The organism is Microbacterium testaceum, from assembly GCF_001476285.1.
Lineage (GTDB): Bacteria > Actinomycetota > Actinomycetes > Actinomycetales > Microbacteriaceae > Microbacterium > Microbacterium testaceum_B.
Genome location: NZ_LDRU01000085.1, coordinates 25,903 through 51,588, shown reverse-complemented (window position 1 = coordinate 51,588; position 25,686 = coordinate 25,903). Strand labels below are relative to the sequence as shown.

19 protein-coding genes are annotated in these 25,686 nt (G+C 67.8%); 10 read left to right on the top strand and 9 right to left on the bottom strand.

Annotated features, from left to right (window positions below; translation table 11 throughout):
* Positions 1–64 precede the first annotated feature (64 nt).
* From NS283_RS14400 to NS283_RS14375, 6 genes are all read left to right on the top strand, one after another.
* Complete coding sequence (locus tag NS283_RS14400) at positions 65–1,114, top strand: LacI family DNA-binding transcriptional regulator (RefSeq protein WP_206542563.1); 1,050 nt, start codon at positions 65–67, stop codon at positions 1,112–1,114.
* Between the two features lie 93 nt (positions 1,115–1,207).
* The gene (locus NS283_RS14395; protein ID WP_241492260.1) at positions 1,208–2,500 is read left to right on the top strand and encodes an ABC transporter substrate-binding protein; all 1,293 of its coding nucleotides are present in this window, start codon (positions 1,208–1,210) and stop codon (positions 2,498–2,500) included.
* Between the two features lie 68 nt (positions 2,501–2,568).
* On the top strand, positions 2,569–3,453 hold the full coding sequence (locus tag NS283_RS14390) for a carbohydrate ABC transporter permease (protein ID WP_058597544.1): 885 nt from the start codon (positions 2,569–2,571) through the stop codon (positions 3,451–3,453).
* Between the two features lie 4 nt (positions 3,454–3,457).
* Complete coding sequence (locus NS283_RS14385; protein ID WP_058597543.1) at positions 3,458–4,354, top strand: carbohydrate ABC transporter permease; 897 nt, start codon at positions 3,458–3,460, stop codon at positions 4,352–4,354.
* Positions 4,355–4,422: 68 nt separating this feature from the next.
* Positions 4,423–5,391 carry an NAD(P)-dependent alcohol dehydrogenase gene (locus NS283_RS14380; protein ID WP_241492259.1) on the top strand — a complete coding sequence of 323 codons (969 nt, stop codon included), beginning with the start codon at positions 4,423–4,425 and terminating at the stop codon, positions 5,389–5,391.
* A gap of 263 nt (positions 5,392–5,654) precedes the next feature.
* Complete coding sequence (locus NS283_RS14375; protein WP_241492258.1) at positions 5,655–7,970, top strand: alpha-L-rhamnosidase; 2,316 nt, start codon at positions 5,655–5,657, stop codon at positions 7,968–7,970.
* Between the two features lie 4 nt (positions 7,971–7,974).
* On the opposite strand, the gene nhaA is transcribed toward NS283_RS14375, so the two are convergent.
* Positions 7,975–9,303 carry a Na+/H+ antiporter NhaA gene (gene nhaA, locus NS283_RS14370; RefSeq protein ID WP_058597540.1) on the bottom strand — a complete coding sequence of 443 codons (1,329 nt, stop codon included), beginning with the start codon at positions 9,301–9,303 and terminating at the stop codon, positions 7,975–7,977.
* Positions 9,304–10,526: 1,223 nt separating this feature from the next.
* Here nhaA and NS283_RS14365 point away from each other — a divergent pair.
* The 4 genes from NS283_RS14365 (at position 10,527) to NS283_RS14350 (ending at position 16,802) form a co-directional block, all read left to right on the top strand.
* Positions 10,527–11,465, top strand: coding sequence for a helix-turn-helix transcriptional regulator (locus NS283_RS14365; protein ID WP_058597539.1), 939 nt, complete (start codon positions 10,527–10,529; stop codon positions 11,463–11,465).
* 432 nt (positions 11,466–11,897) lie between these two features.
* Complete coding sequence (locus NS283_RS14360) at positions 11,898–14,288, top strand: prealbumin-like fold domain-containing protein (RefSeq protein WP_058597538.1); 2,391 nt, start codon at positions 11,898–11,900, stop codon at positions 14,286–14,288.
* 80 nt (positions 14,289–14,368) lie between these two features.
* The gene (locus NS283_RS14355; RefSeq protein ID WP_081317436.1) at positions 14,369–15,775 is read left to right on the top strand and encodes a SpaH/EbpB family LPXTG-anchored major pilin; all 1,407 of its coding nucleotides are present in this window, start codon (positions 14,369–14,371) and stop codon (positions 15,773–15,775) included.
* Positions 15,776–15,779: 4 nt separating this feature from the next.
* Positions 15,780–16,802, top strand: coding sequence for a class C sortase (locus NS283_RS14350; RefSeq protein ID WP_241492257.1), 1,023 nt, complete (start codon positions 15,780–15,782; stop codon positions 16,800–16,802).
* Here NS283_RS14350 and NS283_RS14345 read toward each other — a convergent pair.
* The 8 genes from NS283_RS14345 to NS283_RS14310 form a co-directional block, all read right to left on the bottom strand.
* The gene (locus NS283_RS14345) at positions 16,777–17,703 is read right to left on the bottom strand and encodes a carbohydrate kinase family protein (RefSeq protein WP_058597536.1); all 927 of its coding nucleotides are present in this window, start codon (positions 17,701–17,703) and stop codon (positions 16,777–16,779) included. The genes NS283_RS14350 and NS283_RS14345 overlap by 26 nt on opposite strands.
* A gap of 252 nt (positions 17,704–17,955) precedes the next feature.
* Complete coding sequence (locus NS283_RS14340) at positions 17,956–18,927, bottom strand: glycoside hydrolase family 68 protein (RefSeq protein WP_058597535.1); 972 nt, start codon at positions 18,925–18,927, stop codon at positions 17,956–17,958.
* A 188-nt stretch (positions 18,928–19,115) separates the two neighbouring features.
* Entirely contained in the window at positions 19,116–20,069 is a 954-nt protein-coding gene (locus tag NS283_RS14335) for a carbohydrate ABC transporter permease (RefSeq protein ID WP_058597534.1), read from the bottom strand.
* 1 nt (position 20,070) lies between these two features.
* Complete coding sequence (locus NS283_RS14330) at positions 20,071–21,012, bottom strand: carbohydrate ABC transporter permease (protein ID WP_153001385.1); 942 nt, start codon at positions 21,010–21,012, stop codon at positions 20,071–20,073.
* Between the two features lie 61 nt (positions 21,013–21,073).
* Positions 21,074–22,366 (bottom strand): sugar ABC transporter substrate-binding protein, encoded by a 1,293-nt coding sequence (locus NS283_RS14325; RefSeq protein WP_058597557.1) that lies wholly within the window; start codon positions 22,364–22,366, stop codon positions 21,074–21,076.
* Positions 22,367–22,427: 61 nt separating this feature from the next.
* Complete coding sequence (locus tag NS283_RS14320) at positions 22,428–23,480, bottom strand: LacI family DNA-binding transcriptional regulator (protein WP_058597533.1); 1,053 nt, start codon at positions 23,478–23,480, stop codon at positions 22,428–22,430.
* A 550-nt stretch (positions 23,481–24,030) separates the two neighbouring features.
* Positions 24,031–24,225, bottom strand: coding sequence for a hypothetical protein (locus tag NS283_RS14315; protein WP_058597532.1), 195 nt, complete (start codon positions 24,223–24,225; stop codon positions 24,031–24,033).
* 36 nt (positions 24,226–24,261) lie between these two features.
* Positions 24,262–25,599, bottom strand: a complete 1,338-nt coding sequence (locus NS283_RS14310) for a uracil-xanthine permease family protein (RefSeq protein WP_058597531.1) — start codon at positions 25,597–25,599, stop codon at positions 24,262–24,264.
* Between the last annotated feature and the right edge of the window lie 87 nt (positions 25,600–25,686).

Genomic DNA, 25,686 nt, shown 5'->3' with positions numbered 1-25,686 from the left:
ATCAACAGGCGCCTCGATCGGTTAGCATCCAACTGATCGACACCGTTGGCGAAGGGGACCTCGAGTGCAGCAAGGCGACCGGATGCCGAGTATCTCCGACGTTGCTCGGCACGCCGGGGTCGCGCTCGGAACGGTCTCGAACGTCTTGAACCATCCCGCCAAGGTCGCTCCGGCCACGCTAGAGAAGGTTCAGAAGGCAATCGCCGAACTCGGCTTCGTCCGCAACTCCAACGCGCAGCAACTCGCGGCGGGGCGCTCGCGCAGCGTCGGACTCGTGGTCATCGACATCAGTAACTCGCTCTTCGTCGACATCGCCCGGGGGGCGCAGCGTCACGCCGCCGAGCTGGGGATGAATGTGCTGGTCGCCAATAGCGACAACAGAATCGATCAACAGCGCGCCGACCTCGACTTCTTCGACGAGGCCAGGGTCAGCGGGATCCTGCTCGCTCCCATGGAGGACGCGAGCGAGGACGTTGCACGTATTCGCCGACACGGTCGTCCGACGGTGATGCTGAACTACGACACCGGGCGCGGGGACTGCTGCCAAGTGCTGGTCGACAATGAGGAGGTCGGCTATCTGGCGGCGCGTCATCTCATCGACATCGGCCGTACCAGCCTGGCGTTCGTCGGGGGGCGAGACTACCTGCAGCCTGTCGCGTTGCGGCGACGAGGTGTCCGCCGCGCGGTCGCGGAGGCGGGCGGGCGCGTCACGCTGGAAGAGGTTCCCACCGAGAATCTCGATCCCCCCGGCGGGCTCCGCGCAGCTGAGGGGCTCGTGGCGAAGGTGCGCGGCGGTCGTCTCGACGGGGTGATCGCCGTGACCGATCTTCTTGCGATGGCGATCATCCAGGTGTTCGGTGCGCAGGGCGTCGACGTCCCCGGCGATGTCGCGGTGATGGGCTGCGACCATAACTCCGCGGCGTGGGGTGGGATGATCCCGCTGACGTCGGTGCAGATGCAGGGGCTCGACATGGGTCGTGAGGGACTACGTCTGCTGCTGGCCGAGATCGCGGCCGGCCCAGTCGGGCATGAGCACGTGACGACCGTGCTGCGCCCCGAGCTCGTCGTGCGCGAAAGCACGGTCGGGCGAGCTGCCGCGCTGACGCAGCTCTGAAGCGCTTCAAAAAGTTCTTGACGCGCCCGATGGTGCCCTGCATAATCCTCTTGAAGCGCTTCAATGAACGAGGCGCGTTTTCGAGGAGGAAAAGTGTCCACAGCATTCACGCGCTCGCGCCGCACAGCCGCGCTCATCGCTACCGGTGCCGCCGGTCTGCTCGCGTTGACCGCGTGCGCCGGCGGAGGAGGCGCGGCATCCGGTTCGTCGTTCTCGTTTCTGGTGAATCAGGAGAACACCACGATTCCCGAGGTTCTGAAGACTCTGAGCACCGACCAGTGCAAGGCGGAGAACGATGCCCAGGCGTTGCAGGTCGAGACGGTGCCCCAGACGCAACTCGACCAGAAGCTCCAGCTGCTGGCGGGGCAGAATGCTCTGCCCACCCAATACGCCGCGGGCAACGCTCCCGCGCTGACGAAGGAACTGGCCAAGGGCGGTCAGGTGCTCGACCTGGAGAAGACGCTGACCGACCTCGGGGTGATCGACCAGATCGAGCCCGCTGCGATCTCGACGATCGAGCAGCTCTACGGCGGCTTCAACGTCTTACCTTACCAGTACAACATCGAGGGCATCTGGTACAACAAGAAGCTCCTCGCCGACAATGGCATCGATGTCCCCTCCACGTGGAGCGAGCTCACCGCTGACGCGGCGAAGCTCGAGGGCGCGGGCGTCCAACCGTTCTCCGCGTCGGGCGAGCAGGGGTGGCCGATCACCCGATTGATCAGCGGCTATATCTTCCGCGACCTCGGTCCCGACGCTCTGCAAAAGGTCGCCGACGGACAGGCGAAGCTCACAGATCCCGAGTACGTCGCCGCGGCTCAGGCCGTGGCCGATCTCGGCACCGCCGGCTACTTCGGTCAGGGCGTCGGGTCGATCGACTACGACACCGCCTTCAACACCTTCCTCACGGGCAAGTCGGCGTTCTTCTACATGGGCAGCTGGGCGCTCGCGAACTTCGCGGACGACGCGGCCAACCAGATCGGGTCGGAGAACATCGGATTCATGCCGTTCCCGAACGTGCAGGGTGGCGCCGGTGATTCCAGCCAAACTCCGGCGAACGTCGGTCTGCCCATGGCTCTGTCGGCCAAGGCGTACAACGACAACACCGGCTCATGGCTCACCTGCATTGCGAAGAACTACGGTGCTCAGTCGCTGTCGGAGGCGAACACGATCTCGGGGTTCAAGGTCAACGGTGATGTCAAAGCCGATGAGCTGACCACCCTCGTCCAAGACCGCATCGCATCCACCAAGGAATCGGTGCTGTGGTTCGAGGCCCTGTTCAATGCCAAGGCCACCGAGACCAGCCAGAAGAACGCCGCGCAGCTGGTTACGGGTGCCATCTCGCCGCAGGACTTCATGAGTCTGGTCCAGGCCGACTTGGGCTGACGCCGTCCCGAGGTGGGGGCCGTCTCTGCGGCGGCTCCCACCCTCCACTCCCGCTCGAAGGAACACCCATGCACAAAGTCCTCGGCGACAAGCGGGCGATTGCGCTCCTGCTCGGACCCGCTCTGCTCGTCTACACGCTCGTGATGCTCATCCCGGTGGTGTGGTCGCTCGGCTACACCCTGTTCGAGGGCAATGCGATCTCGGGATTCGAGTTCGTCGGGATCGAGAATCTCGCGCGACTGTTCAGCGACCCGCGCGTCGCTGAAGCGCTGCGCTTCACGCTGTTGTACGCGGTGATCATCACCGCCGGCCAGGTGCTGCTGGGCTATTTGCTGGCGTTGTTCTACGTGTTCGTCCTCCGCAACCGGGGGAGTGTGGTGCGAACACTCGTCTTCTTCCCGGTCATCATTCCCACGGTCGCCGTCGCTCTGATGTTCCAGAAGCTGTTCGAGGTGGCTCCGCAGACGGGTCCCGTCAACGCTCTTCTGAATGTCTTAGGGATCAGCTCGATCGACTGGTTCGGAAGTCCGGTGAGCGCGATCGTGGTCCTCGTCATCATGGATCTCTGGCGGTCCATGGGCTTCTACGCGGTTTTGCTCTACACCGGTCTGTTGGACATCCCCGACGACATCATGGAGTCCGCCCGCCTCGACGGCGCGAACGGATGGCGGATGGTGCGCAGCATTGTGCTGCCGCTGTCGCTCCCTGTGCTGCTGTCGTCGATCATCTTCTCGATCAACGGAACTCTGAAGGTCTTCGACTCCATCGTGGCGCTGACCAACGGCGGCCCGGGAACCGCTACCACTCCGCTGACGCTCTACATGTTCCAGACGTCGTTCAGCTACGGCGAGTACGGCTATGGCGCCTCGATCGCGCTGCTGCTGACTGTTCTGTGTCTGATCGTGACCGTGTTCATCTTCCGGTCGTCCCGCCGCGACGTCACGAAGGGCTGATCCCATGTCCACCACTACGCTGCCCAAGAATCCCGACGCCGTCCGCCCCGGCGGCCGCCGCCGTACCGTGCGCGGAACAACGATGCGCCGTCTTCCCGGCTCGGTCCTGATCGCGCTGCTCGTCGCCATCGAGGTCCTGCCGCTTCTCTGGCTGCTCATGAACTCGTTCAAGAGTCAGGACGAGTTCCTCAACGCGCCCACGTGGGCTCTGCCGCGCTCCCTCAACCTCCAGAACTACGCGGACGCGTGGGTCACGGGGAACATCGGTCAGTACCTCGGGAACAGCGTCCTGGCAGTGTTCCCCGCCCTGTTCCTCATGCTGTTGCTCGGAGTAGCCGCCGGATTCGTGCTCGAGGTGATGGTCTTCCGCGGAAGGGCTGGCATTCTGCTGCTGTTCCTCGCGGGCATCATGGTGCCGGGGCAGATGATCCTCCTGCCCCTGTTCTCGGTGTATTTCCAAGCCGGCATCACCGGATCGCTGTTGCCGCTGATCATCACGTACACCGCCACCGGGCTGCCGCTGACCGTCTTCATGATGGCCACCTATTTCCGCGCCATTCCCCGTGAGGTGTTCGAAGCCTCAACTTTGGACGGCGCGTCGATCTTCCGGTCATTCTTTTCGGTCGCACTGCCGATGGCACGCAACTCCATCGTCACCGTCGGCCTCGTGCAGTTCTTCTTCTTCTGGAACGACCTGCTCATCGCTCTGACCTTCACCAACTCGTCGCAATTGCGCACCGTGCAGGTCGGGCTGCTGAACTTCACCGGTCAATTCGGCGCGACGCAGTACGGCCCGCTCTTCGCCGCGATCTGCATCAACGTCTTCGGCATCCTCGCCATCTACCTGGTATTGAACCAGCGCATCATGGCAGGCCTTGCGAGCGGGGCGGTCAAGGGGTGAGCGCGCCGCGACATCTTCGTGCCGCGGTCATGACGGGAGTGGATGCCACACATGTCGAGCAGCGTCCAATGCCGGTGCCAGGCCCTCTCGACGTGCTCGTCGAAGTGCGTGCCGTCGGTGTCTGCGGGTCCGACGTGCACTGGTATCGCGACGGGCACATCGGCTCGACGTGGGTCACCGAACCTCTGGTACTCGGGCACGAGGCCTCCGGGGTCATCGTCGAGGTCGGTGCCGACGTCTCACCTGAGCGTGTCGGTTCGCGGGTGGCCATCGAACCGGGAGTCCCGTGTGGACGGTGCGGCGACTGTCGCGCGGGCCGGTACAACCTGTGCTCGCACGTGCGGTTCCTCGCGACGCCGCCCGTCGACGGGGCCTTTGCGAGCCACCTCGTCATCCCCTCGGACTTCGCGCATGACGTGCCGGACGCGCTCGACGACGATGAGGCGGCGCTCATCGAGCCTCTTGCCGTCGCACTGTGGGCCGTGCGCAAGGCCGGCGTCGGACTCGGTGATCGCGTCCTTGTGAGCGGCGCGGGTCCCGTGGGCCTGCTCGTGCTTCAGGTTGCTCGCGCTGCAGGCGCAGACGTCACTGTCTGCGACCTGTCTGACCAGAGGCTCTCCATCGCGCTCGACCTCGGTGCGCAGAGAACGATCGATGTCGCGAACGAAGCCTTGTCTGGTGAGTTCACCGCGTTGGTGGAGTGCTCGGGAGCACCTTCGGCGGTGATGGCCGGCGTCACCGCCCTCGGCCGCGCCGGCCGAGCGGTCTTCGTCGGCGTGGCGCGCGATGGGCACGTGACACTGCCGCTCGACATCGTCCAATCACGAGAGATCACCGTGACGGGGACGTTCCGCTATGCCCACCAGTACCCGGATGCCATCGCGCTGGCGTGCAGTGGGCGGCTCGACCTTCGCCGCCTCGTGACGAGCACTCATCCGTTGAGTGGCGTCCACGAGGCCCTCCTTCTTCCCGGACACGACCGTTCCGCGCTCAAGCCCATGATTCACCCCCAGCAGGATGAGACGACCTCCGCATGACCATCGACGTATCCCCCCCCACCTTCGAGCACCTGCCGGGTGCGCTCGGAATCGGTGTGCCCGAACCGAGGCTGTCGTGGAAGACCACGGCGCCTGCGCGGTGGCGGCAGAGCGCCTATGAGCTCGAGGCGGTCTCTGATGGAGGGCCACCTCAAAGGGTGCGGGTCGAGAGCCGCGAGTCCGTCCTGGTGGACTGGCCGTTCGAGCCCCTCCGCTCGCGACAGCGCGCGTCGGTTCGTGTGCGGGTATGCGGTGACGACGGGGTGATCTCCGATTGGTCACCGTCCGCGCCCGTCGAGACCGGGTTGCTTCACGCTGATGACTGGGTGGCCTCGGTGGTGGGTCCCGCGTGGCAGGAAGACGCCGAAGAGCTGCGCCGACCGCCACGCGTGCGCACGTCGTTCTCCGTGGCGTCGACCGTGTCGCGAGCCAGACTGTACGTCAGCGCTCACGGTCTGTACGAAGTCGAGATCAACGGCCAGCGCGTCGGAGACGACGCCCTCTCGCCCGGATGGACGGTGTACGGGCAGCGTCTGCGCTACTACACCTACGACGTGACCGAGCACCTCGCCGTCGGGGAGAATGCCATCGGTTCGTGGCTCTCCGATGGGTGGTACCGCGGTCGACTCGGCTTCCACGGCGGGTATCCGAATCTCTACGGCAGCGACATCGGTCTCATTGCACAACTCGAGATCGAGCATGCCGACGGCACGCGCACCGTGGTGGCCACCGATGAATCCTGGGAAGCGGCGCCGAGCCCCATCATCAGCACGGGTCTCTACGAGGGCGAGCGTTACGACGCGCGTCTCCAGCGCGACGATTGGGCGACGGCCCCTGGGCGTGAGTGGTCCGGGGTTCGAGCACTGCCCGTCGACCACGCCACGCTGATCGCGCCGGAGGGCCCTCCCGTGCGTTGCACCGAGGAGCTGTTGCCTGTCTCGGTGACCGCGTCGGCGTCGGGTGCGTGGATCCTCGACTTCGGTCAGAACATCTCGGGCAGGCTCCGCCTCGACGTGAAGGCCGACGAAGGCCGCGTCCTCACTCTCCGTCACGCAGAAGTGCTGCAGGACGGGGAGCTGTACACCCGCCCCCTGCGCGGCGCGGCGGCGACCGACGTGCTGATCGCAGACGGCTCGCGCATCTCGTGGGAGCCCCGCTTCACAATCCACGGCTTCCGCTACGCCGAGATCACAGGGTGGTCCGGCGAGATCGCCCCCGGGGACGTCGTCGCCCGGGTTTACCACACAGACATGGAGCGGACGGGATGGTTCGAGTCATCAGACCCCCTGCTCAACCGACTCCACGAGAACATCCGGTGGTCGATGCGCGACAACTTCGTCGACATCCCGACCGACTGCCCCCAACGCGACGAACGGCTCGGCTGGACAGGTGACCTGCAGGTCTTCGCCCCGGCTGCGTCCTACCTCTACGACTGCTCGGGGATGCTGCGCTCATGGCTCCGTGATGTCGCTGCCGAGCAGCTCCCCGACGGCACGGTCCCCTGGTACGTCCCAGTCATCCCCGGCGGCGACGAGTGGACGCCGATCCGCCCGGGCGCGGCCTGGGGCGACGTGGCCGCACTCACCCCCTGGACGCTGTACCGGCAGTTCGGTGACGAGCAGATCCTGCGCGATCAGTACGACTCGGCGAAGCGCTGGGTTGACCTCGTCGCCCGGCTAGCCGGTCCCTCGCGGCTGTGGAACACGGGCTTCCAGCTGGGCGATTGGCTCGATCCCGCCGCGCCTCCGCACGACCCCGCGGATGCCACGACCGACCGATATCTGGTCGCCACCGCCTACTTCGCCTGGTCGAGCCTGCACCTCGCGAAGGCCGCGGGCGTGCTTGGCAAGGCCGACGATCAAACGACGTATGCGCGACTCTCTGCAGAGGTGAAGGCCGCCTTCCGTGCGGAGTACGTCGCGGACTCGGGTCTTCTCACCAGCGATGCTCAGACCGCTTATGCCCTGGCGATCGAGTTCGAGCTCGCTGCCGATCAGGAGGAACTCGCGCGCTGGGGGAGCCGGCTGGCCGATCTCGTGCGCGCGGGCGGCAACCGTATCGCCACCGGATTCGCGGGTACTCCGCTCATCACAGATGCCCTCACCCACTCCGGTCACGTCGACGTCGCGTATGACCTGCTTCTCGAACGCGAGTGCCCGTCGTGGATGTACACGGTGCTGTCGGGCGGGACGACGACGTGGGAGCGGTGGGACAGCCTGCTGCCCGACGGCACGGTGAACCCGGGAGGGATGACCTCGTTCAATCACTTTGCACTGGGGGCGGTGGCGGACTGGATCCACCGCACAGTAGGGGGCCTCGCCCCGCTCGAGCCGGGCTACCGGAGGATCGCGTTCGCGCCCCACCCGGGTGGGGGCCTGGAGTTCGCGCGGACCGCGCACGAAACGCCCTATGGTCGGGCGGCGATCGAGTGGCGCCTCGACGAAGGGGTGATGCGGGTCGCCCTGACAGTGCCCACCGGAGCGTCGGGTGTGGTCAGCCTCCCCGACGGCGAGGTGGTCGAGGTCGGTTCCGGTGTTCACGAACTGCGATGCCGGATGCCGAGGTACGCGCCGGTCTGACCTCTCAGCGCCCCGGCGGCAGCGGCTGCTGGTACACGTCCGGAACGTCGTCGCCGTCGGCATCCACCTCTTCGTCGCGCGCCAACTGCTTGTAGCGACGGTTGCGGACGAGGAGCACGCAGGATGCCAGGACGGATGCCAGGAGCGAGGCGACCATGATCGCGATCTTCGCGTCGTCGGTGTGCGGCGAGCCGTCGCCGAAGCTCAGCTCGGCGATCAGCAGCGACACCGTGAAGCCGATACCCGCCAGCAGACCGACGCCCGCGAGGTCGATCCACTTCAGCGCGGGGTCGAGACGCACCTTCGTCACCAGGGTGAGCAGGCGCACGCCCAGCAGGATGCCGATGGGCTTGCCGAGAACGAGACCGGCGACGACGCCGATCGTGACGGGGTCCATGACAGCGCGCAGAAGGCCGTCGCCGCCGCCGACCGAGACGCCCGCGGCGAAGAAGGCGAACAGTGGGACGGCGATGCCGGCCGAGATCGGACGGAAGCGGTGCTCGAACTGCTCCGCAAGGTCCATCGTGTTCGCCTCGCGGCGGCGCGAGGCGGCGACCGGAATGGTGAAGGCCAGCGCGACGCCGGCGATGGTGGCGTGCACGCCCGAGGCGTGCAGGAAGGCCCACGCGGCGAATCCGATCGGGAGCAGAACCACCCACGCGGCCCACGGCGTGCGGGCGAACCACGCGCGGGCGCGGTGGGCGATCGCGCCGTAGACGACGACGAGCACGGCGAAGACGCCGAGCGGGAGCAGCGCGATGTCACTGGTGTAGAAGATCGCGATGATCGCGATCGCGATGAGGTCGTCGACCACGGCGAGGGTCAGCAGGAAGATGCGCAGAGGGCCGGGCAGGTGCGAGCCGACGAGGGCGAGCACGGCGACAGCGAAGGCGATGTCGGTCGCCGTGGGGATCGCCCAGCCCGCGAGCAGGCTCGGCTGGGTGTGCACGATCGCGACGTAGATGAGCGCGGGCACGGCGACGCCCGCGAAAGCGGCCGTGACAGGGACGATCGCGGTGTTCAGCCGGCGGAGGCTCCCGACGACGATCTCGCGCTTGAGCTCGAGACCGACCAGGAAGAAGAAGATCGCGAGGAGGCCGTCCGCGGCCCACGCTCCGACGCTGAGCTCGAGGTGCCAGGGCTCGTAACCGAAGCGGAAGTCGCGCAGCGCGAAGTACGCCTCGGACGCCGGGGAGTTCGCCCAGATGATCGCCGCGATCGCCGCGACGACGAGGAGCATCCCGCCGACGGACTCGCGGCGGAGCAGCGTGGTGACGCGGTGGACTTCGGCGTACCCGGGCCAGCTCGGCGCGCGGACGGTGTCATGGCTCATGAGGCCTCCAGAGGGGTCGATCGACGAAATGTCGACCAGACTTCCCGACGCACCACCGTCTAGTTTACGGGCAGCCAGCGCGGCCCTCACTCGGGCCCGTCGCGGGGCTCGGCGCATCGAGCATTACTCGATAAGAACGGGGACGATCGGTGATGCGCCTATTGCGTTCTCTGGCTAATCGCATCTCGATTTCGCCATCGTGATGGAGAACCCATTGAATGCGCGCCAAGAATGCGGCAGAGCACCGCGTGCGCGCGACGCCGAGACCGCAAGGCGCCCATCGAAGTGCGGCGGAGTGCCTCGTCGCGATCGGTCGGGTGAGCGCGACACGCCGTGGCTGACCCCGCGCGAAGGGTCGTTCGACAAGAGAATGGGAGCGCTCTCAAAGCATACGGAATGATCGTGCGATCGGCTGCCGGGGTGGCTGCGACCGTCTCGGAACTCATCGCGAATTCGGCTCGCCGTGGGCGGATCGTCGTCGTGGCACCGATCTTCCGGGCGCGTGTTCGGAACCCCGACAGAGGGGATCCCTGTGCGCACTTTCGCGCTGGATAAGGGCCGAAACCCACGTGCCACGTCCCTGTACAGTTGCACGCCGTATTGGGCCGCGCCTGTTGCATAAAGGCGTAAGTGGCAGTTCTTGGCCTTTCGCGGATTGGGTCTCGAGCGATGACAGGGGGAGAGTCGTGAGCCTTTTGGAGTCATATGACCCGGTGGTTGAGTCGGCGCGTCGAGTGAATGCGAGCACGCTGCCGACGGGAGGAACTGCTGAGATTCATGATCTGAATTATGTGAGATCTTCGCGAATTCATGCAGAGCCGCATAAAATTTCCGAGGATGATGTATCGATATTGAGCGCAGCGCTGGTGGCTCACGCGCGTTTAGATGATGTCGAGAGCTGCGCTCATCTTTTAGAGAGCTATTGGCGGAATTATCACCTTCGCTCTCGCGTCTCGCTGGATCGCCAGGCGAGCTTTTTCCTCGAGGCGAATGCGGCGGAGGCGTATTGCGCTCTCGGGAACATTCCCGCGGCCGCTCTCCATTCACGCCGAGCGCTGAGTATGAGTGCGAATGCGGCTGAATCATTCCGCGCGAAAAGCGTCCTCGCTCTCTGCCTGGGGCTCCGCGGGGATATGGCGGCGGCATCCGTTGAGGTATCGAAATGTGACGGCCTCGCACAGCGAAACGACCCTTCTTGGTCGCAAGATTCTTACATTCTGAACATGGCGCGATTCCTTGTCCTCGCGAACGATCAGGACGCCGACGGTCTCCTGCGCACGGCGGCGAACCTGCGCCAGTCGGACGGGAGCGATGACTGCGTGCACTACGCGGCCGACGTGGTGACGGTGCAGGCCCAGGTGCTCTCCGGTGACATCGACGAAGCCGTCTGCCTCGCCAGCGACCTGCTTGCCAGCGGTTCGTCGCGCGGTCACTGGACGGTGCGGGCGATCCTGCTGAGCCTGCACTTCGACATCCTGCTGCTGCGCGGGGAACCGCGACGCGCGCTGGCCGTTCTGAGCGCCTGCGACCCGCCGGTCCCGCCCCTCGTCTGCGTAGAGGTCCACCGCGCCATGGCGTTGCAGATGATGGGGGACTACCGGTCCGTCCTCCGGGTGACACAACCCTGTCTCGGGCGCATCGCTGAACACGGCCTGCGCGCAGCCGTGGCGATCATGCTCGTGCGAGGCGTGGCCCAGCACCGCCTCGGCGAGAACGTCAGAGCGCGCCGGTCGCTGACGGACGGCTTGCGGATGGCGGCTCGTGGGTCCCTTTCGTCGGCTGCCTTCGTCGGCTTGGCCGGCGTCGATCTGAGCGAGGTCGTCCGGTGGCTCGGTGACGTGACGCCGGAGGCGACGGTCCTCCTGTCCCAGCTCGAGCGATACCGCCGCAGCCTGTCGAATCCTCCTCTGCCATTCGTCGTTCCGGTCTTGACGTCGCGCGAAGAGTCTCTCGCCTGGAGCATTTATCACGGCGCGTCGAACAAAGACATCGCCGAAAAGGATGGCGTCAGCGTGAATACGGTCAAGGTGCAGTTGAGTACGCTCTACCGAAAACTCGGAGTGGCGAGTCGAGAGCAAGCGCTGGCGTTTCTGGATGAGCGCGACTTTTTCATGTCCTCGGTCAATGAGCAGCTCTTCTGTGAACGATTGAAAAGGGAGTGACATTTATTCGGCGGTGTCTTCCCTCTTGAGGGGAGATGTTGCCCGACTCCTGGTCGCGGCCATTTCGGGTCGATGCTGTGGCATCGGACGCGCGCTGCTCCGAGTGGCCGGCTCGGCGCACGGAGCCGGCTCCTCGTCTTCCCCCGCGTCGTCGCCGACGGCGCCCGGCGCTGGCCACGCCCGCTGCCGTGCGGTGCGTGCGGAAGCCGCCATGAAGGCATGGTATTAAGCGCGGGGATTAGGTCGGGTATTAAAGATTTCGCACTCTCGGATGTGATCAATAGGGTCGGACCCGGTATCCGTCGGACGTCATCCGAAGACGCGACGGATTTCGTGGCGCGCACGGTCTCTACCCGAACGAGACCGATCGTCGGATCGCGAGTATCACCGCCGGAATCGGCGCTATTCGCCGAGCGGAAGAAATGCCTACATATGAATGAGAAGATTGCGCGCATCGCGCTGGTCGTCGCCGTGTCTCTGGGGCTGATCTGCTCGGGTACGTCAGCGAGCGCGACCGAGTTGCGCCCCGCGGTCGGCGCCGCCGTCTCATCGACGACGGCCGTCCCGCTCGAGCGGAGTCTCTCGCCGGTGCGGCCGGCCTCGATCCCGTCCGGAGTGGCGGCGTCGTTGACCTGCGCCCCGCAGACCCTCTACTCGGTCTCCTCGTCCGGTCAGCTGAGACGGATCGCCAACGGCACGGTCTCGTCGGTGGGCACCGCGGCGCAGGGGGTGTCGTCGTTCAACGGTCTGGGTATCGGTGCCAACGGCACCGCCGCATTGGCCTATGAGCGCACCAACTCGGCGAGAACGGCGACGATGTACTACTTCGACGGAACGAAGTGGGTCCGGACGACCGACACCTACACCGATAACTCGGTGACCTCGTTCGTCGCCGGAGCGCTCGATCTGAGCACGGGGAACTACTACCTCGGGGGCTACAACGCTCAAGGGCGGTTCCTCCTGACCCGGTACGTGCCCGCGACCGGAGCCTTCACGTTCGTCGGCTCGGTCGACACCTCTTCCGCCGGCGGCGGAACACTCAACGGCGACATGGCGTTCGACGCGAGCGGCAACCTCTATATCGTCGGCAGCGACACCAGCACGACGATCTTCTCCGTGACGGGGGCCTCCCTCGCCGCGGCGAGTGGCGGAGTCATTCCCTCGTCGCCGTCGTTCAGCTTCAGCACGGGGGGCTTCACCGGTATCAACGGGATCGCGTTCAACACCAGCGGCAGCATGTTCCTCGGCAACGGCACGACCGTGCGCGAGTACGACACCTCCACGGGCACGCTGATTTCGGTCGTCACGACGGGACTGAACAGCAGCACGGATCTGGCCAGCTGCAACTCGCCGGCCAACCTCACCCTCCGCAAGGACGTGGCGGCGCGCGTCGCGAACTCCGACCAGTTCACCCTCTCCGTCGCGCGCGGCTCGACCGTCTCCGGCAGTGCGACGACGTCCGGTTCGGCGACGGGAGTTCAGGCGGCCCACGTCGGCCCGCTCGCCGTTCTGCAGGGCGCCACCTACACGTTGACGGAACAGATGGCGCCCGGATCGAGCAGTTCGATCGCGAACTACGCGAGCAGTTTGAGCTGCGTCGATGAGACCGGCGCCGCCATCGCCGTGGGCGCGGGATCGACGTTGACGATTCCCAACCGCTCGGGCGCGAGTGTGGACTGCACCTTCACCAACCGGCCACTGACAGCGAGCGTCACGGTGCACAAGGTGGTTCAGGACATCCGCGGAGAGAACCCGCTTCCCGGGAGCGGATGGACACTCGGCGCGGCGACGACCTTCACGACCGGTTCCGGCACTGCCTCGCCGTCCGCGACCACCCAGGTCACCTCGGCATCCGGAAGCGTGTCCTGGCAGCTTGCCTTCGGTGGCACCTCGGCGCTGGCCCAGGTGACGGTCGCGGAGCAGCAGCAGAGCGGGTGGCGGTTCGTGAGCGGCGTCTGCACCATCGCCCGGGCCGGGGGCGGCAGCCAGACGGTGCCCCTGGCCAACGCGGCCGGTGCCGCTCTGTCGAACATCGCGCCCGGCGATGCAGTCGATTGCACCCTCACCAACAAGCCCGTCTCGGGCCTGTTGACATTGAAGAAGCAGGTCGACAACACGTACGGCGGCAGCTCGACACCGGCCGACTGGACGCTGACCGGAACGGGACCGCAGACGATCACGGGCAAGACCGGCGAGAGCGCGATCACCTCCGCGGTGGTCGCCCCCGGCTCCTACGTGCTGTCCGAATCGGGCGCGCCCGCCGGCTATCAGGCCGGAACCTGGGCCTGTACAGGTGGCACCGCGACCGGTGCGTCCGTCGCCGTGGCCGCTGAGGCCGACGTGGTGTGCACCATGACGAACGCGAGCAGGCCCGGAAGCGTCGCCTGGACCAAAACGTCGAAGACGACCGGCGACTTGCTGTCCGGATCGGAGTGGACGGTCTCGGGTCCCTCGTTCGCCGCGCCCAACAACGTTGTCGTGGACTGTGTCACGAGCCCGTGCACCGGGCTGGACAAGGATCCCACTCCGGGGGCGTTCCGCCTCGAGGCGCTGGCCTGGGGGTCGTACACCGCCACCGAGACCCGGGCGCCGGTGGGCTACATCGCCGCGGGCTCGCTGGCCTTCACGGTGACCGCCGCCAACGCCGGCACGTCGCAGGACCTCGGTCCGCAGACGAACGAGCAGCAGCCGGCGGCCCGCCTGCCCCTGACGGGCGGCATCGGATCGGATGCGTTCGTCATCGTCGGCCTCGGCACCCTCGTCGGCGCGACCGCCATCGGACTCATCCTGAAGCTCAGGCGCCGGCTGCGGTCCTCGCGCTGACCGTCCGCCTTCCCCGAACATCCCCTCTTCACGCCGGTTGCCGCCGACCACGGCCGCCATGGAAAGAAAGTGAGAACCACATGTCCACCAGATCGATGCGGCTGCGAAAGCTGGCCGCCGGCATCGGAATCGCGGCCCTCGCCGCCCTCGGGACGATAGCGGCGAGCGGGGCGGCACATGCCGCCGATCCGGCGAGCCCGTCGAATATCACGGGTACCACTGGAACGCTGACCATCCACAAGCACGCGGGTGAGCCGGGCGCCGCCGGAAACGGCACCGAGATCACCGATCCGAGCGCCGTCCAGCAGCTCGGGCAGGCCCTGTCGGGCGTGCAGTTCTCGGTGCAGCGCGTCGCCTACAACGGCACGGCGATCGATCTCACCACCGCCGCCGGCTGGGACCAGGCCGCGACCGCCACGCCCGCGACCGTCACCTCGGCGCCTTTCTCGTTCTCGAATTCGACCACGGTCACGACGGGGGCGGACGGACAGGCGGTTGTGGCGGACCTCCCGTACGGTCTGTACTACGTCAGCGAGATCGATCCGGGCCCCAACCCCATCGTCTCGCCCGTGCAGCCCTTCCTCGTCTCGGTGCCGTACCCGAACCAGGGCACCTGGCTGTACGACGTGCACGTCTACCCCAAGAACAAGCTGAACGACACGACCCCGACCAAGTCGGTCTCCGCCCCGGACGCGCCGGTGCTCGGTTCGACGGTGGTGTGGACGGTGGATGCTCCCCTTCCGGCGCTGGCCGCGGGCGACACCTACCGCAGCTTCTCGATCACCGACGACCTCGACGCCCGCCTGTCCTACACCGGCGCCACGGTTTCGGTCGACGGGACGACGCTGGTGGAGAACACCGATTACACGGTGTCGGGCAACGTCAAGATCACCTTCACCACGACCGGTCTGTCGAAGCTCGCTGGCAAGACCGCCGTTCAGGCGAGGATCTCCACGAAGGTCACGAGCCTCGGCCCCGACGGCCAGATCACCAACACCGCCGTGGTCAACACGAACGGGTCCGACCGTGAGACCAACACGCCGCAGACGAACTGGGGCGCGGTGGTGATTCAGAAGACGGATGCCGCGACCTCCAACGCCCTCGCCGGAGCGATCTTCGAGGTGTACGACGCGAAGAGCGGCACCCTCGTCACCGGTCCGCTCACCACCGACTCGACCGGAAAGATCTCGATCGACGGCTTGTGGGTCGGTAACGACTCCGTGACGTCGCGCACGTACTGGGTGAAGGAGACGCAGGCGCCGGCCGGATACGTCCTCCCCGCCGACCCGTGGACCCAGGTCACCGTCAACGCCGGTGGAGCGACTGCGCCGACGACGGTCACCCTCGAGAACACCCAGCAGACGGGCCCGAACCTCCCGCTGACCGGTGGTGCGGGAAGCACCCTGTTCTCGATCCTCGGCGGCGGCCTCGTCGTCGCCGGCGTCGGAACCATCGTCGCTCGCCGCGTGCGGGCGAAGCGGTCCTGACCACATGAAGCCGGGAGGGGCGGGCTCCCCCTACGCCACCTCTCCCGCAGCCGGGACCGACGTCGCGCCGCACCCGCGTCGACGTCGGTCCTGGCGTCCCCTCGGCGACGATCTCCGGCACCCGGCATCCCGCCGACGGGCCCGTCGTCGCCGGTGGCACCTGCCGTGGGGAACGGTGGTGTTCGCGCTCGTCGCGTTCGTGGGCGTTCTGCTGCTCATGTACCCGACGGTGGCGAGCTGGTGGACGCAGTACAACCAGTCGCGGCTCATCGTGAGCGTGGAGACCGACCTCGGCGCGACGACCCGCTCGACTCGTAGCGAGGCGCTGTCCGAAGCGCACTCCTACAACGCCGCCCTCGTGGGCGGGGCATTGATCGAGGCGGGGGCGCGCGTACCGACGGGCTCTGGTGCGCACGCACCGGGATTCGTCTACGACGATCTGCTGCGCGCGAGCGCCGACGGGGTGATGGCCCGGCTGCGCATCCCCGCGATCGATGTGGATCTGCCGATCTATCACGGCACGAGCGACGCCATCTTGGACAAGGGGGTCGGTCACCTCGAGGGCACGTCGCTGCCCGTGGGCGGCGCCGACCAGCACTCCGTGCTCACCGCGCACCGGGGGCTCGCCGGGGCCACGCTCTTCGACGACCTCGATCAGGTCGTCGTCGGCGACACGTTCACCCTCGAGGTCTTCGGCGAGGTGCTCACCTATCGTGTGCGCGATACGCGGGTGGTGCTGCCGGAGGAGACCGAGGCTCTTCTCCCGCAGGCCGGTGAAGACCTCGTGACCCTCGTCACGTGCACGCCCTTGGGGATCAACACCCATCGCATCCTGGTGACGGGAGAGCGCGTGACTCCGACGCCGCAGGCCGACGTCGACGCCGCGGGGCAGGTGCCGGACATCCCTGGTTTCCCCTGGTGGGCCGTCGTCATCCCGGCATCCTTCGGCGCGCTGTGCGTGCTGGTCTATGCCGCCGGACGCCCACCGAGCACTCGCCGGGTCAACCGGCCAGATCGTCGCGCGTAGGCGGGTCCATTCCCTCGCGCCCGACGGTGATCGCGGCGGCACGCGCCGCGCGATTCAACAGTGCCAGCACGGCCTCGTGGTCGAGGGACCGGACTCGCGCGCGCAGCTCGTCGATGTCGCCGGGGATGTTCAGGATGCCGTCGAGCAGCGTTCCCATGAACGTGTCGCCCGCGCCGACGGTGTCGACGACCGTCGTGGGGACGGCGGGGATGTCGACGGTGGTGTGGGCGGTGACGGCGAGGGATCCCGCTTCGCCGTCGGTGATGACGGCGAGTCCGGCGCCGAGCTCGACCCATCGCCGCGCGACGTCGACGGGCGCGACGCCCGGGTAGAGCCACTCGGCGTCCTCGGCGCTTGCCTTCACGACGTCGGCGAGGGCGACGAGAGCCTCGACGCGCGCGGTGGCGTCATCGTGGCCGCCGGTGAGGGCGGGGCGGATGTTGGGGTCGTAGCTGATGAGTGCCGTCGCGCGGGCGCGCTCGGCCGCGGCGCGGACCTCGTCGGCACCCGGTGCGAGTGTCGCGGCGACGGATCCGGTGTGGAAGATCCGCGCGGCGGGGATCTCGACGGGGGAGGGCAGCACCCAGTCGATGTCGAAGTCGTAGGTCGCGTTGCCGTTCTCACCGATGGTGGCGCGGGCGGTGGCGGTGCGCTCCGGTGATCCGGCCGTGACCAGGTCGACTCCGGATGCCGAGAGCCACGCGTTCAACGCGGCCCCGCGCTCGTCGTCGGCGACGCGTGCCACGAGCGCGGCATCGCGGCCGAGCCGGCCGAGAGCGACGGACACGTTCGCGGGGCTGCCTCCGGGCCGCTCGGACGCTCCCGCCGCGGTGGTCACGATGTCGACGAGGGCCTCGCCGAGCACGGCGACGTCGTGGATGTGGGCTTCGGTGGTCGTCATCCTGGTCCTTCCGGTGGGCGATCGCCTCGCCGTCATCATGGTGCATGGAGCGTGCCGGCGCGAACGCGGCCGGGTCGGGGCTGTGCCGTCAGGCGGAGTTCAGGCGCGACGCGCCGGTGGGCGGCGGGTGGGGGCGGCGTGTCGCGGTCGGACTCCGCCGGACGGTACGGATGCCGGGGCCCGAACTCCGCGGGACGGATCGGGCTCCGGCCCGTCCCGGGAGACGGGACCGGAGCCCGGGCGCACGCGACGTCAGGCCGACAGAGCGGCGGGCTGGGTGATGACCAGGCGGTCACCCTGCCAGCCGACGGGCATCGGGTCGGTGATCCCGCCCACGAAGCGACCGTCGACGCCGACGTTGCGGAACGCCAGCAGCTGCCAGCGGCCGGCGCGATCCCGGATCAGACGGCCGACGTAGAGGTCGTCGTCGGTGAGCGGCGTCGCGGTCGAGATGTCGAACGGGCCGAGCACGCTGTCGGCGGCGACCGCCCACACCGCCCCTCGCGGGTGGCGTGCGCGCACGGCATCCATCGCCTGGGCGGGCATGCACGAGAACAGCAGCACGGCGCGGCCGTCGACCTCTTCGACCTGGGTCACCTCGAGCTGGCCGAAGCCCTCGTCGGTGGGCTCGCTGACGGGCGCCTGCAGCGTCCACGTCTCGAGGTCGCGCGAGGTCGCGTGAGCCACGACGCCGCTGCCGTTCAACGGTCCTCGGGGTGCGCGAGCGGTGACGTACATGTGCCAGCCGTTCCCCGCGGGATCGGCGAACACCCACGGGTCCCGGAAGGCCTCGTCGTGCCAGTCGGTGGTCGCGAGACGCTCGTAGATCTCGCCGTCGGCCTCGAGCACCGGGTTGGCGGGGTTCTTGTGCCACGTGTACAGGTCGTCGCTGGTGGCGTAGCCGATGCGCTGCACGTTGCGGCCGTCCTCGCCCAGGCGAGAGCCCGTGTAGAAGAGGAACCAGGTGCCGTCGTCGCGGCGCACGGTGGAGCCTGTCCAGGTGGCGAGGGCGTCGAAGTCGTCGGCACCGCCCCGGACGAGCGCATCGGCGACGCGTTCCCACGAGACGAGATCGGTCGAGACGGCGTGGCCCACCGAGGCACGGTAGTGGCGGTCCTCCGGATCGTGCAGCGCGCGCGAGGCGTACAGGAAGAACAGGTGGTAGCGGTCGCCGTCGTCGGCGAACCAGAAATCCCACACGTAGGAATCGGCGAGGTCGAACACGTCAGGCACTCTCTTTCAGCGCAGCGCTGTGCTGCGGGGCTCAGGGGGTCGGGGGTCTCAGGTCGCCGCGCGTGGTCACCGCGTGCGGCGCCGGGCGAGGCTTCCGCCGGGGCGCTCGGCCGCCCCGGCGGAAGGATGCGCGATGGCGACCGCTGCTGCATCGAGCACGGCGCCATCGAGTCGGTGGGTCACCCCTTCACGCCGCTCGCGGCGATGCTGCTCACGAACGCGCGCTGGAACACCAGGAACACGATCAGCACGGGAAGGGTGATGAGCGAGGTGTAGGCCATGACCTCACCCCACGCGGTGTTGAGCTGGAAGAAGTACTGCATGCCGACCATGACCGGCCGCAGGTTCTCCTTCTGCACGACCATGAGCGGCCACAGGTACTGGTTCCACGCGGGAAGGAAGGTCAGGATCGCGACCGTCGCGAACGCCGGGCCCGACAGGGGCACGATGATGCGCCGGTAGATCGTGAACCAGCTCGCCCCGTCGATGCGGGCCGCCTCGTCGAGCGACTGCGGGATCGTCGAGAAGTACTGCGCGAACAGGAAGATCGAGAACGCGTTCGCGATGAAGGGCACGATCTGCACCTGGTAGGTGTTCAGCCAGCCGAAGTCGTACTTCAGCACTCCGCCCTCCATGACGAGGGTGGGCAGCTGGTTGACCCAGTAGACCATCGGCACCGCGATCGTCTCGAACGGCACGATGAGCGTCGCGATGACGAGGGCCATCACGACGACCCGCCCCTTCCACCGCAGTCGCGACAGGGCGAAGCCCGCGAGCGAGTTCACGATCAGCCCGAGTCCGACCGTCAGCACGGTCACGAGGATCGAGTTGAAGAGGAACTGCCCGACGGGGACGCGGTCGAAGACCCCGAAGTAGTTGTCGAGGCTGATGTCGCCCGTGGGCAGGAACGCCGCGGGCGAGTTGATGTCGCGGAGGATCTGCGCGTCGGGCTTCAGGCTCGAAACGAACATGAAGACCAACGGGAACAGGAAGAAGACGGCGAGGATCGACATCGACACGTAGGTGAGGATGCGACCGGTACGCCCCTCCGACGAGCGGGTGCGCTGCCGGGTCGACGTGGTCTGACGCGCTGTGCGTGCGGTGCGCTCGGGGCGCTCCAGGATGCCGGTCATATCAGTTCTTCTCTCGGGTCAACCAGCGTTGGATGAGCGCGATGATCAGCACGGCGACGAAGAAGAGGAGGGAGATCGACGCGGCGTAGCCGATCTCCTGCTGCTCGTAGCCCTTGCGCACCGCGTGGTACACGACGGTCGACGTCGAGTTGAGGGGTCCGCCCTGGGTCATCACATCGACCTGGACGAAGAGGCCGAGGGCGGCGATCGTGATCGTCACGAGAACGAACACCATGGTCGGGCGCAGGCCCGGCCAGGTCACGTTGGTGAACTGGCGCCACCGTCCCGCGCCGTCCATGCGCGCGGCCTCGTAGAGCTCTTCGGGGATCGTCTGCAGTCCCGCGAGCCAGATGATCATGTGGAAGCCGACGGCCTGCCAGATCGACAGCACGATGATCGCGCCGAGTGCCGTGCTCGGGTCGTTCAGCCAGTCGGCGCCCTTCAACGCACCGAAGGTGAGCGTGTCGATCATCGAGTTGATCAGGCCGTCGCTCTGGTACATGAAGCGCCACAGGATCGACACCACGACGATCGAGGTCACGACGGGGACGAAGAACACGACGCGGAAGAACGTCGTGCCGCGCAGGCGCTGGTTGACCAGCACGGCCAGCAGCAGCCCGAGGCCCGCCTGCACCGGCACCACGACGAGGGCGAACAGGAAGGTGTTCAGCGCCGACTGCAGGAACACCGGGTCGGCGGTGAAGGCCCGGAAGAAATTGTCGAGGCCGACGAACCGCGGGGGGTTGGGGGAGATCAAGCGTGCGTTGGTGAACGACAGCGTGAACGCCAGCAGCACGGGGATGATGAGGAAGAGCAGGAGCAGGAGCGCGGCCGGGGCCATCATCGCCAGGCCCGCCCACGTCTCGCGTCCGCGTGCGGAGCGGAAGCGGCTGAGGGATCGGCGCGGCTGCTTCGCCGCGGCGATCGGGGGTGACACGGTCATCAGAGTTCTTCTTTCCCGGGTGCGGTGGGGGCCCGAGCGGGCCCCCACCGCGGGCTCGGCGTTACTTCGCGCCGTAGCCGTCGTTGGACGAGATGTTGGTGTCGATCTCAGTGACGGCGGCATCGAGGGCCGACTTCACGTCGGCGCCGTTCATGATGTCTTTCGCCGCCGTCTCGAACGTGGTCGAGATCACCGCGTACGCGGGGGTCTCGGGGCGCAGTACGGCGTACTCCTTCGAGAACTCCGCGAACGGGCGCAGAGCACCGTCGGTCGAGTTGAAGTACTTCGACGCTTCGGTCGCCGCCTCGGTGGCAGGGATCACGAGCTGCTCGTCGGCGAACTGGGTGATGTACTTGTCGTTGAAGCTGAACTCGAGGTACTGGCGCGCGCCGTCCGCGTCGTTGCAGGACGACGAGATCCCCCACTGCCACGAGCCGCCACCGATCTTGGGGCCATTGCCGAGGTTCGGCGGCGGGAGGATCAGCAGGTCGTCACCGACCGCGTCCACCGCGGCGAGACCGTTCCAGACGCCCGTGTAGCTGAGCGCGACCTTGCCGTCGACGAACTCCTGGTTGCCGACGGTTCCGCCGCTGTTGGCGTACCCGTTCTTGAATAGCGACTGGAACCACTCGCCCCACTTCACGGCATCCGCACCGTTCAGTGCCCCGTCCGCGGTGAGCATGGTGTCGCGGTTGATCAGGTCGCCGCCGAAGCTCTGCAGGAACGGCGAGTAGGCGTAAGGCCACCATTCACCCTTGTCCTCGGCGCCGATGTCGATCGGGGTCTCGTAGCCGGCGGCCTTGAGCGTCGCCAGGGCCGCGTCGAACTCGCTCGCCGTCCACGGCTGGTCCATGGTGGGGATGCGGATGCCATTGGCATCCAGGACCGACTTGCGGGCGAAGATGCCGAGCGCGGCATCCCAGTAGCCGGCGGAGTAGATCTCGCCGTTGTACTTTCCGACGGCGGTCGGGAGCAGCTTGTCGGTGATGCCGCTCGAGATGTTCAGCGGCTGCAGGTAGTTGGCCCACGCCCAGTTGGGCATGATCGGGCCGTCGAGGTCGAGCAGGCAGGGCAGGTCGCCCGAGGCCGCCGCAGCGACGATCGCGTCGTTGTATGCGCCCTGCGGGAACGACTCGGTCTTGACCTCGTACTTGTCCTGCGAGGCGTTGAAGTCGCTGATGATCTGTTCGTAGACCGCGAGTTCGGCGGGGTTACCGGCCGAGTGCGTCCACATGGTCAGTACGGTGCGACCGTCTTCGGTCGTCGTGCTGCCCTGGCCGGCCTGACCGCAGCCCGTGAGCACCAGCGCGGCAGCAACGCCTGTCGCGGCGAGCGGGATGAAGGACTTCTTCATCGTGTTCCTTTCGGTGTGCGGCGACATCGCTGTCGCCATCGTGAGGGGACGCCGGGAGGCGTCAGTCCGTGACCCGGGGGTCCCGCGCGCTGCCGAGGTGCGCGGGAGGGCCGACGGAAGCCCGACGAACGATCGGGCAGTCCATGAGGTGGGGGGAATCGGTGTCCGCCGCGCGGAGGCCGAGGGCGACCTCCATGGCCCAGCGGCCCATGGCCGCGTGGGGGAGCGAGACGGTGGTCAGCGGCGGATCGAGCTCCGCGGCGACCAACTGCTGATCGTCGTAACCGACGATCGACAGGTCTTCGGGAATCCGGATGCCGTGCCGGGGCGCCCACATGACGACGCCCGCCGCGATCCGGTCGTTGAAGGCGAAGATCCCGGTGGGGCGTCGATCCTCGGGGAGGGCGAACAGCTCGGCGATCGCCTGCTGGCCGCCCGCGGCGGAGGTCGGGGCGAAGACGTGCAGGGCCGGGTCGTGCTCGATGCCGGCCTCCGCGAGGACGTCGAGGTACCCCTGGAGGCGTAGCTCGGCGGCGATGGGACGATCGGCGTCACCGTCGTCGATGTAGGCGATGCGTCGGTGGCCGGCGTCGACGAGCTCCCGGGTGGCGGCGCGGCCTCCGGCGTAGTCGTCGGGGACGACCGCCGGGTAGCCGCCGTTCTCGGGGCGGCAGTCGAGGAAGACCGTGCCGTCGGGGAGGCCCGCCGGGGCCGGGAGCACGCGGTGGTACATCGAGGCGTAGACCATGCCGTCGACGCGGTGGTTGACCAGGGTCGAGATCGCGTCGGACTCGATCTCGGGGTGGCCGTCGGTGTCGACGAGGATCACGAGGCGACCGTTCTCGCGGGCGACTTCCTGAGCGCCGGCGAGCATGCGTCCGGCGAAGGGGGTCGTGGCGATGCGGTCGGAGACGAGGCCGATCGTCCCGGTGACGCGGGTGCGGAGGCTCCGCGCGATCGGGTTGGGCGAGTAGCCGACCTCTTCGGCAACGCGGCGGACTCGCTCCTTGGTCTCGTCGGAGATGCGAGATTCGGCGCCGTTGAGCACGAGCGACACGGTCGCAGGAGAGACGCCCGCCGCTTTCGCGACGTCGGCGAGACGCACTCGAGTCATCGCTCCACCCTCCGTTGGATAATCGATTTATCTTGCTGATAAACCGATTTATCAGCGACCGAGATCAGTGTGCGGTCTGGGGCCCGCCGGTGTCAAGTAACGGTCCGGCAACGGTGGCGGCGGCGGCGGGTTATCGGCATCCGTGGGTTCTGGCGCCCGGGGTGCGCGGGCGTGCCGTCAGGCGGACTTCAGGCGCGACGCGCCGGTGGGTGGTGCGTGCGGGCGGCGTGTCGCGGCCGGACTCCGCGGGACGGTGCGGATGCCGCCGCCGCGGACTCCGCGCGACGGCCCGGATGCCGCGGCCCGGAGTCCGTGGGACGGGTCGTGGCATCCGGCGCGCTGGGCGTGCCGTCAGGCGGAGTTCAGGCGCGACGCGCCGGTGGGTGGTGCGTGCGGGCGGCGTGTCGTGGCCGGACTCCGCGGGACGGTCCGGACGCCGCGACCCGAACTCCGCGCGACGGCCCGGGTGCCGCAGCCCGCACTCCGCCTAACGGTCCGGATGCCGCGGCCCGGACCCCGCGCGACGGACCGGATGCCGCGGTCTCGGCCGTCAGCGCGGGCGGCGCCGCGCGGCGTAGAACGTCACGATGCCCTGGCCGATCAGGTACCCGAAGGACGCCGTGAGGAAGTGGGCCACGGTGGGGGCGCCGTTGGCATCCCACCACAGCATGACGGCGAGGCCCACGGTGCCGATGGCGACAAGGATCATGCCGGTGCGGGCGGTGGGGCGAGTGGTGGCGGTCATGGATGCTCCGGGGTGGGTGGGGGCGGACGAGCCGGCTCAGGCCGGGTCGCCGCCCAGCGGGCCGACGGCGGGGATCGGACCGCCGTCGTCGGCGCCGGTCTTGCGGGCGCGGGCGATCGCGTTGCCGAGGTGGTAGATCACGAGGGCCGCGATCGAGCCGAGCACGATCGCGCCGAGCTGGAACTGGCCGATGTCCATCGTGAAGCCCGCGATCGCGAGCACCAGGGCCACGGCGCCCGTGTACTGGTTGACGGGACGCGAGAAGTCGACGCGGTTGTCGACCCAGATCTTGATGCCGATGATCCCGATGAGGCCGTAGAGCGCGGTCGTGACCCCACCGAGGACGCCGGGCGGGATGGTGTTGAACACGGCGCCGACCTTCGGCGAGAGGCTCAGCAGGATCGCGGCGAGACCGGCGACCCAGTACACCGCGGTCGAGTACACGCGGGTGGCGGCCATGACGCCGATGTTCTCGCCGTACGTCGTGGTGCCGGAGCCGCCGAACGAGCCCGCGAGGGTCGTGGCGACGCCGTCGGCGATCAGGGCGCGTCCCGTGGAGCGGTTGGCCGTGGCATCCGTCATCGCCGCGACTCCGCGGACGTGGCCGACGTTCTCGGCGACGAGCACCAGGACGACGGGCAGGAACATCGCGATCACCGACCACGTGCCGGGCGAGGCGAAGTCGGGGAAGTGGAACTCCGGCAGTCCGACCCACGGGGCTGCTTCGACGGCGGCGAAGTCGATGAGGGCCTCGCCGGTCGTCACCTGGATCAGCACCGTGGCGACGTAGCCGACGATCACGCCGAGGAAGATCGACACGCGGCCGAGGAAGCCGCGGAAGAGCACGCTGAAGAGGATGACGGCGGCCAGCGTGATCGTGCCGGTGAGCGGCTGCTTCTGGAAGCTGCCCCACGCCACCGGCGCGAGGTTGAAGCCGATGAGCGCGACGATCGCTCCCGCGACGACCGGCGGCATGACCTTGTCGACCCAGCCGAGTCCGGCGAACTGCACGACGAACCCGATCGCGGCGAGAAGCACTCCCACGGCGACGATGCCGGCGAGGGCCGAGCCGGTGCCGGCCGCCGTGGTCGCGGCGGTGATCGGTGCGATGAAGGCGAACGACGAGCCCAGGTAGCTGGGGAGCCGGTTCTTCGTGACGAGGAGGAACAGCAGCGTCCCGACACCCGAGAACAGCAGCGTGGTCGAGACCGGGAAGCCGGTGAGCACCGGCACGAGGAACGTCGCTCCGAACATCGCGATGACGTGCTGGAGGCCGATCGCGACCGTCGCGCCCCAGTTCAGGCGTTCGCCCGGGGCGACGACCGCGCCGGGCTCGACGGTGCGCCCGTTGCCGTGCAGCTTCCAGCGGAACATGTGTCTCCTTGGGTGGGGGGGGGGTCGCGGGTCCCTTCGACAGGCTCAGGGACGGTGCTCGGCTTAGGGACTGGTCCTCAGCTCAGG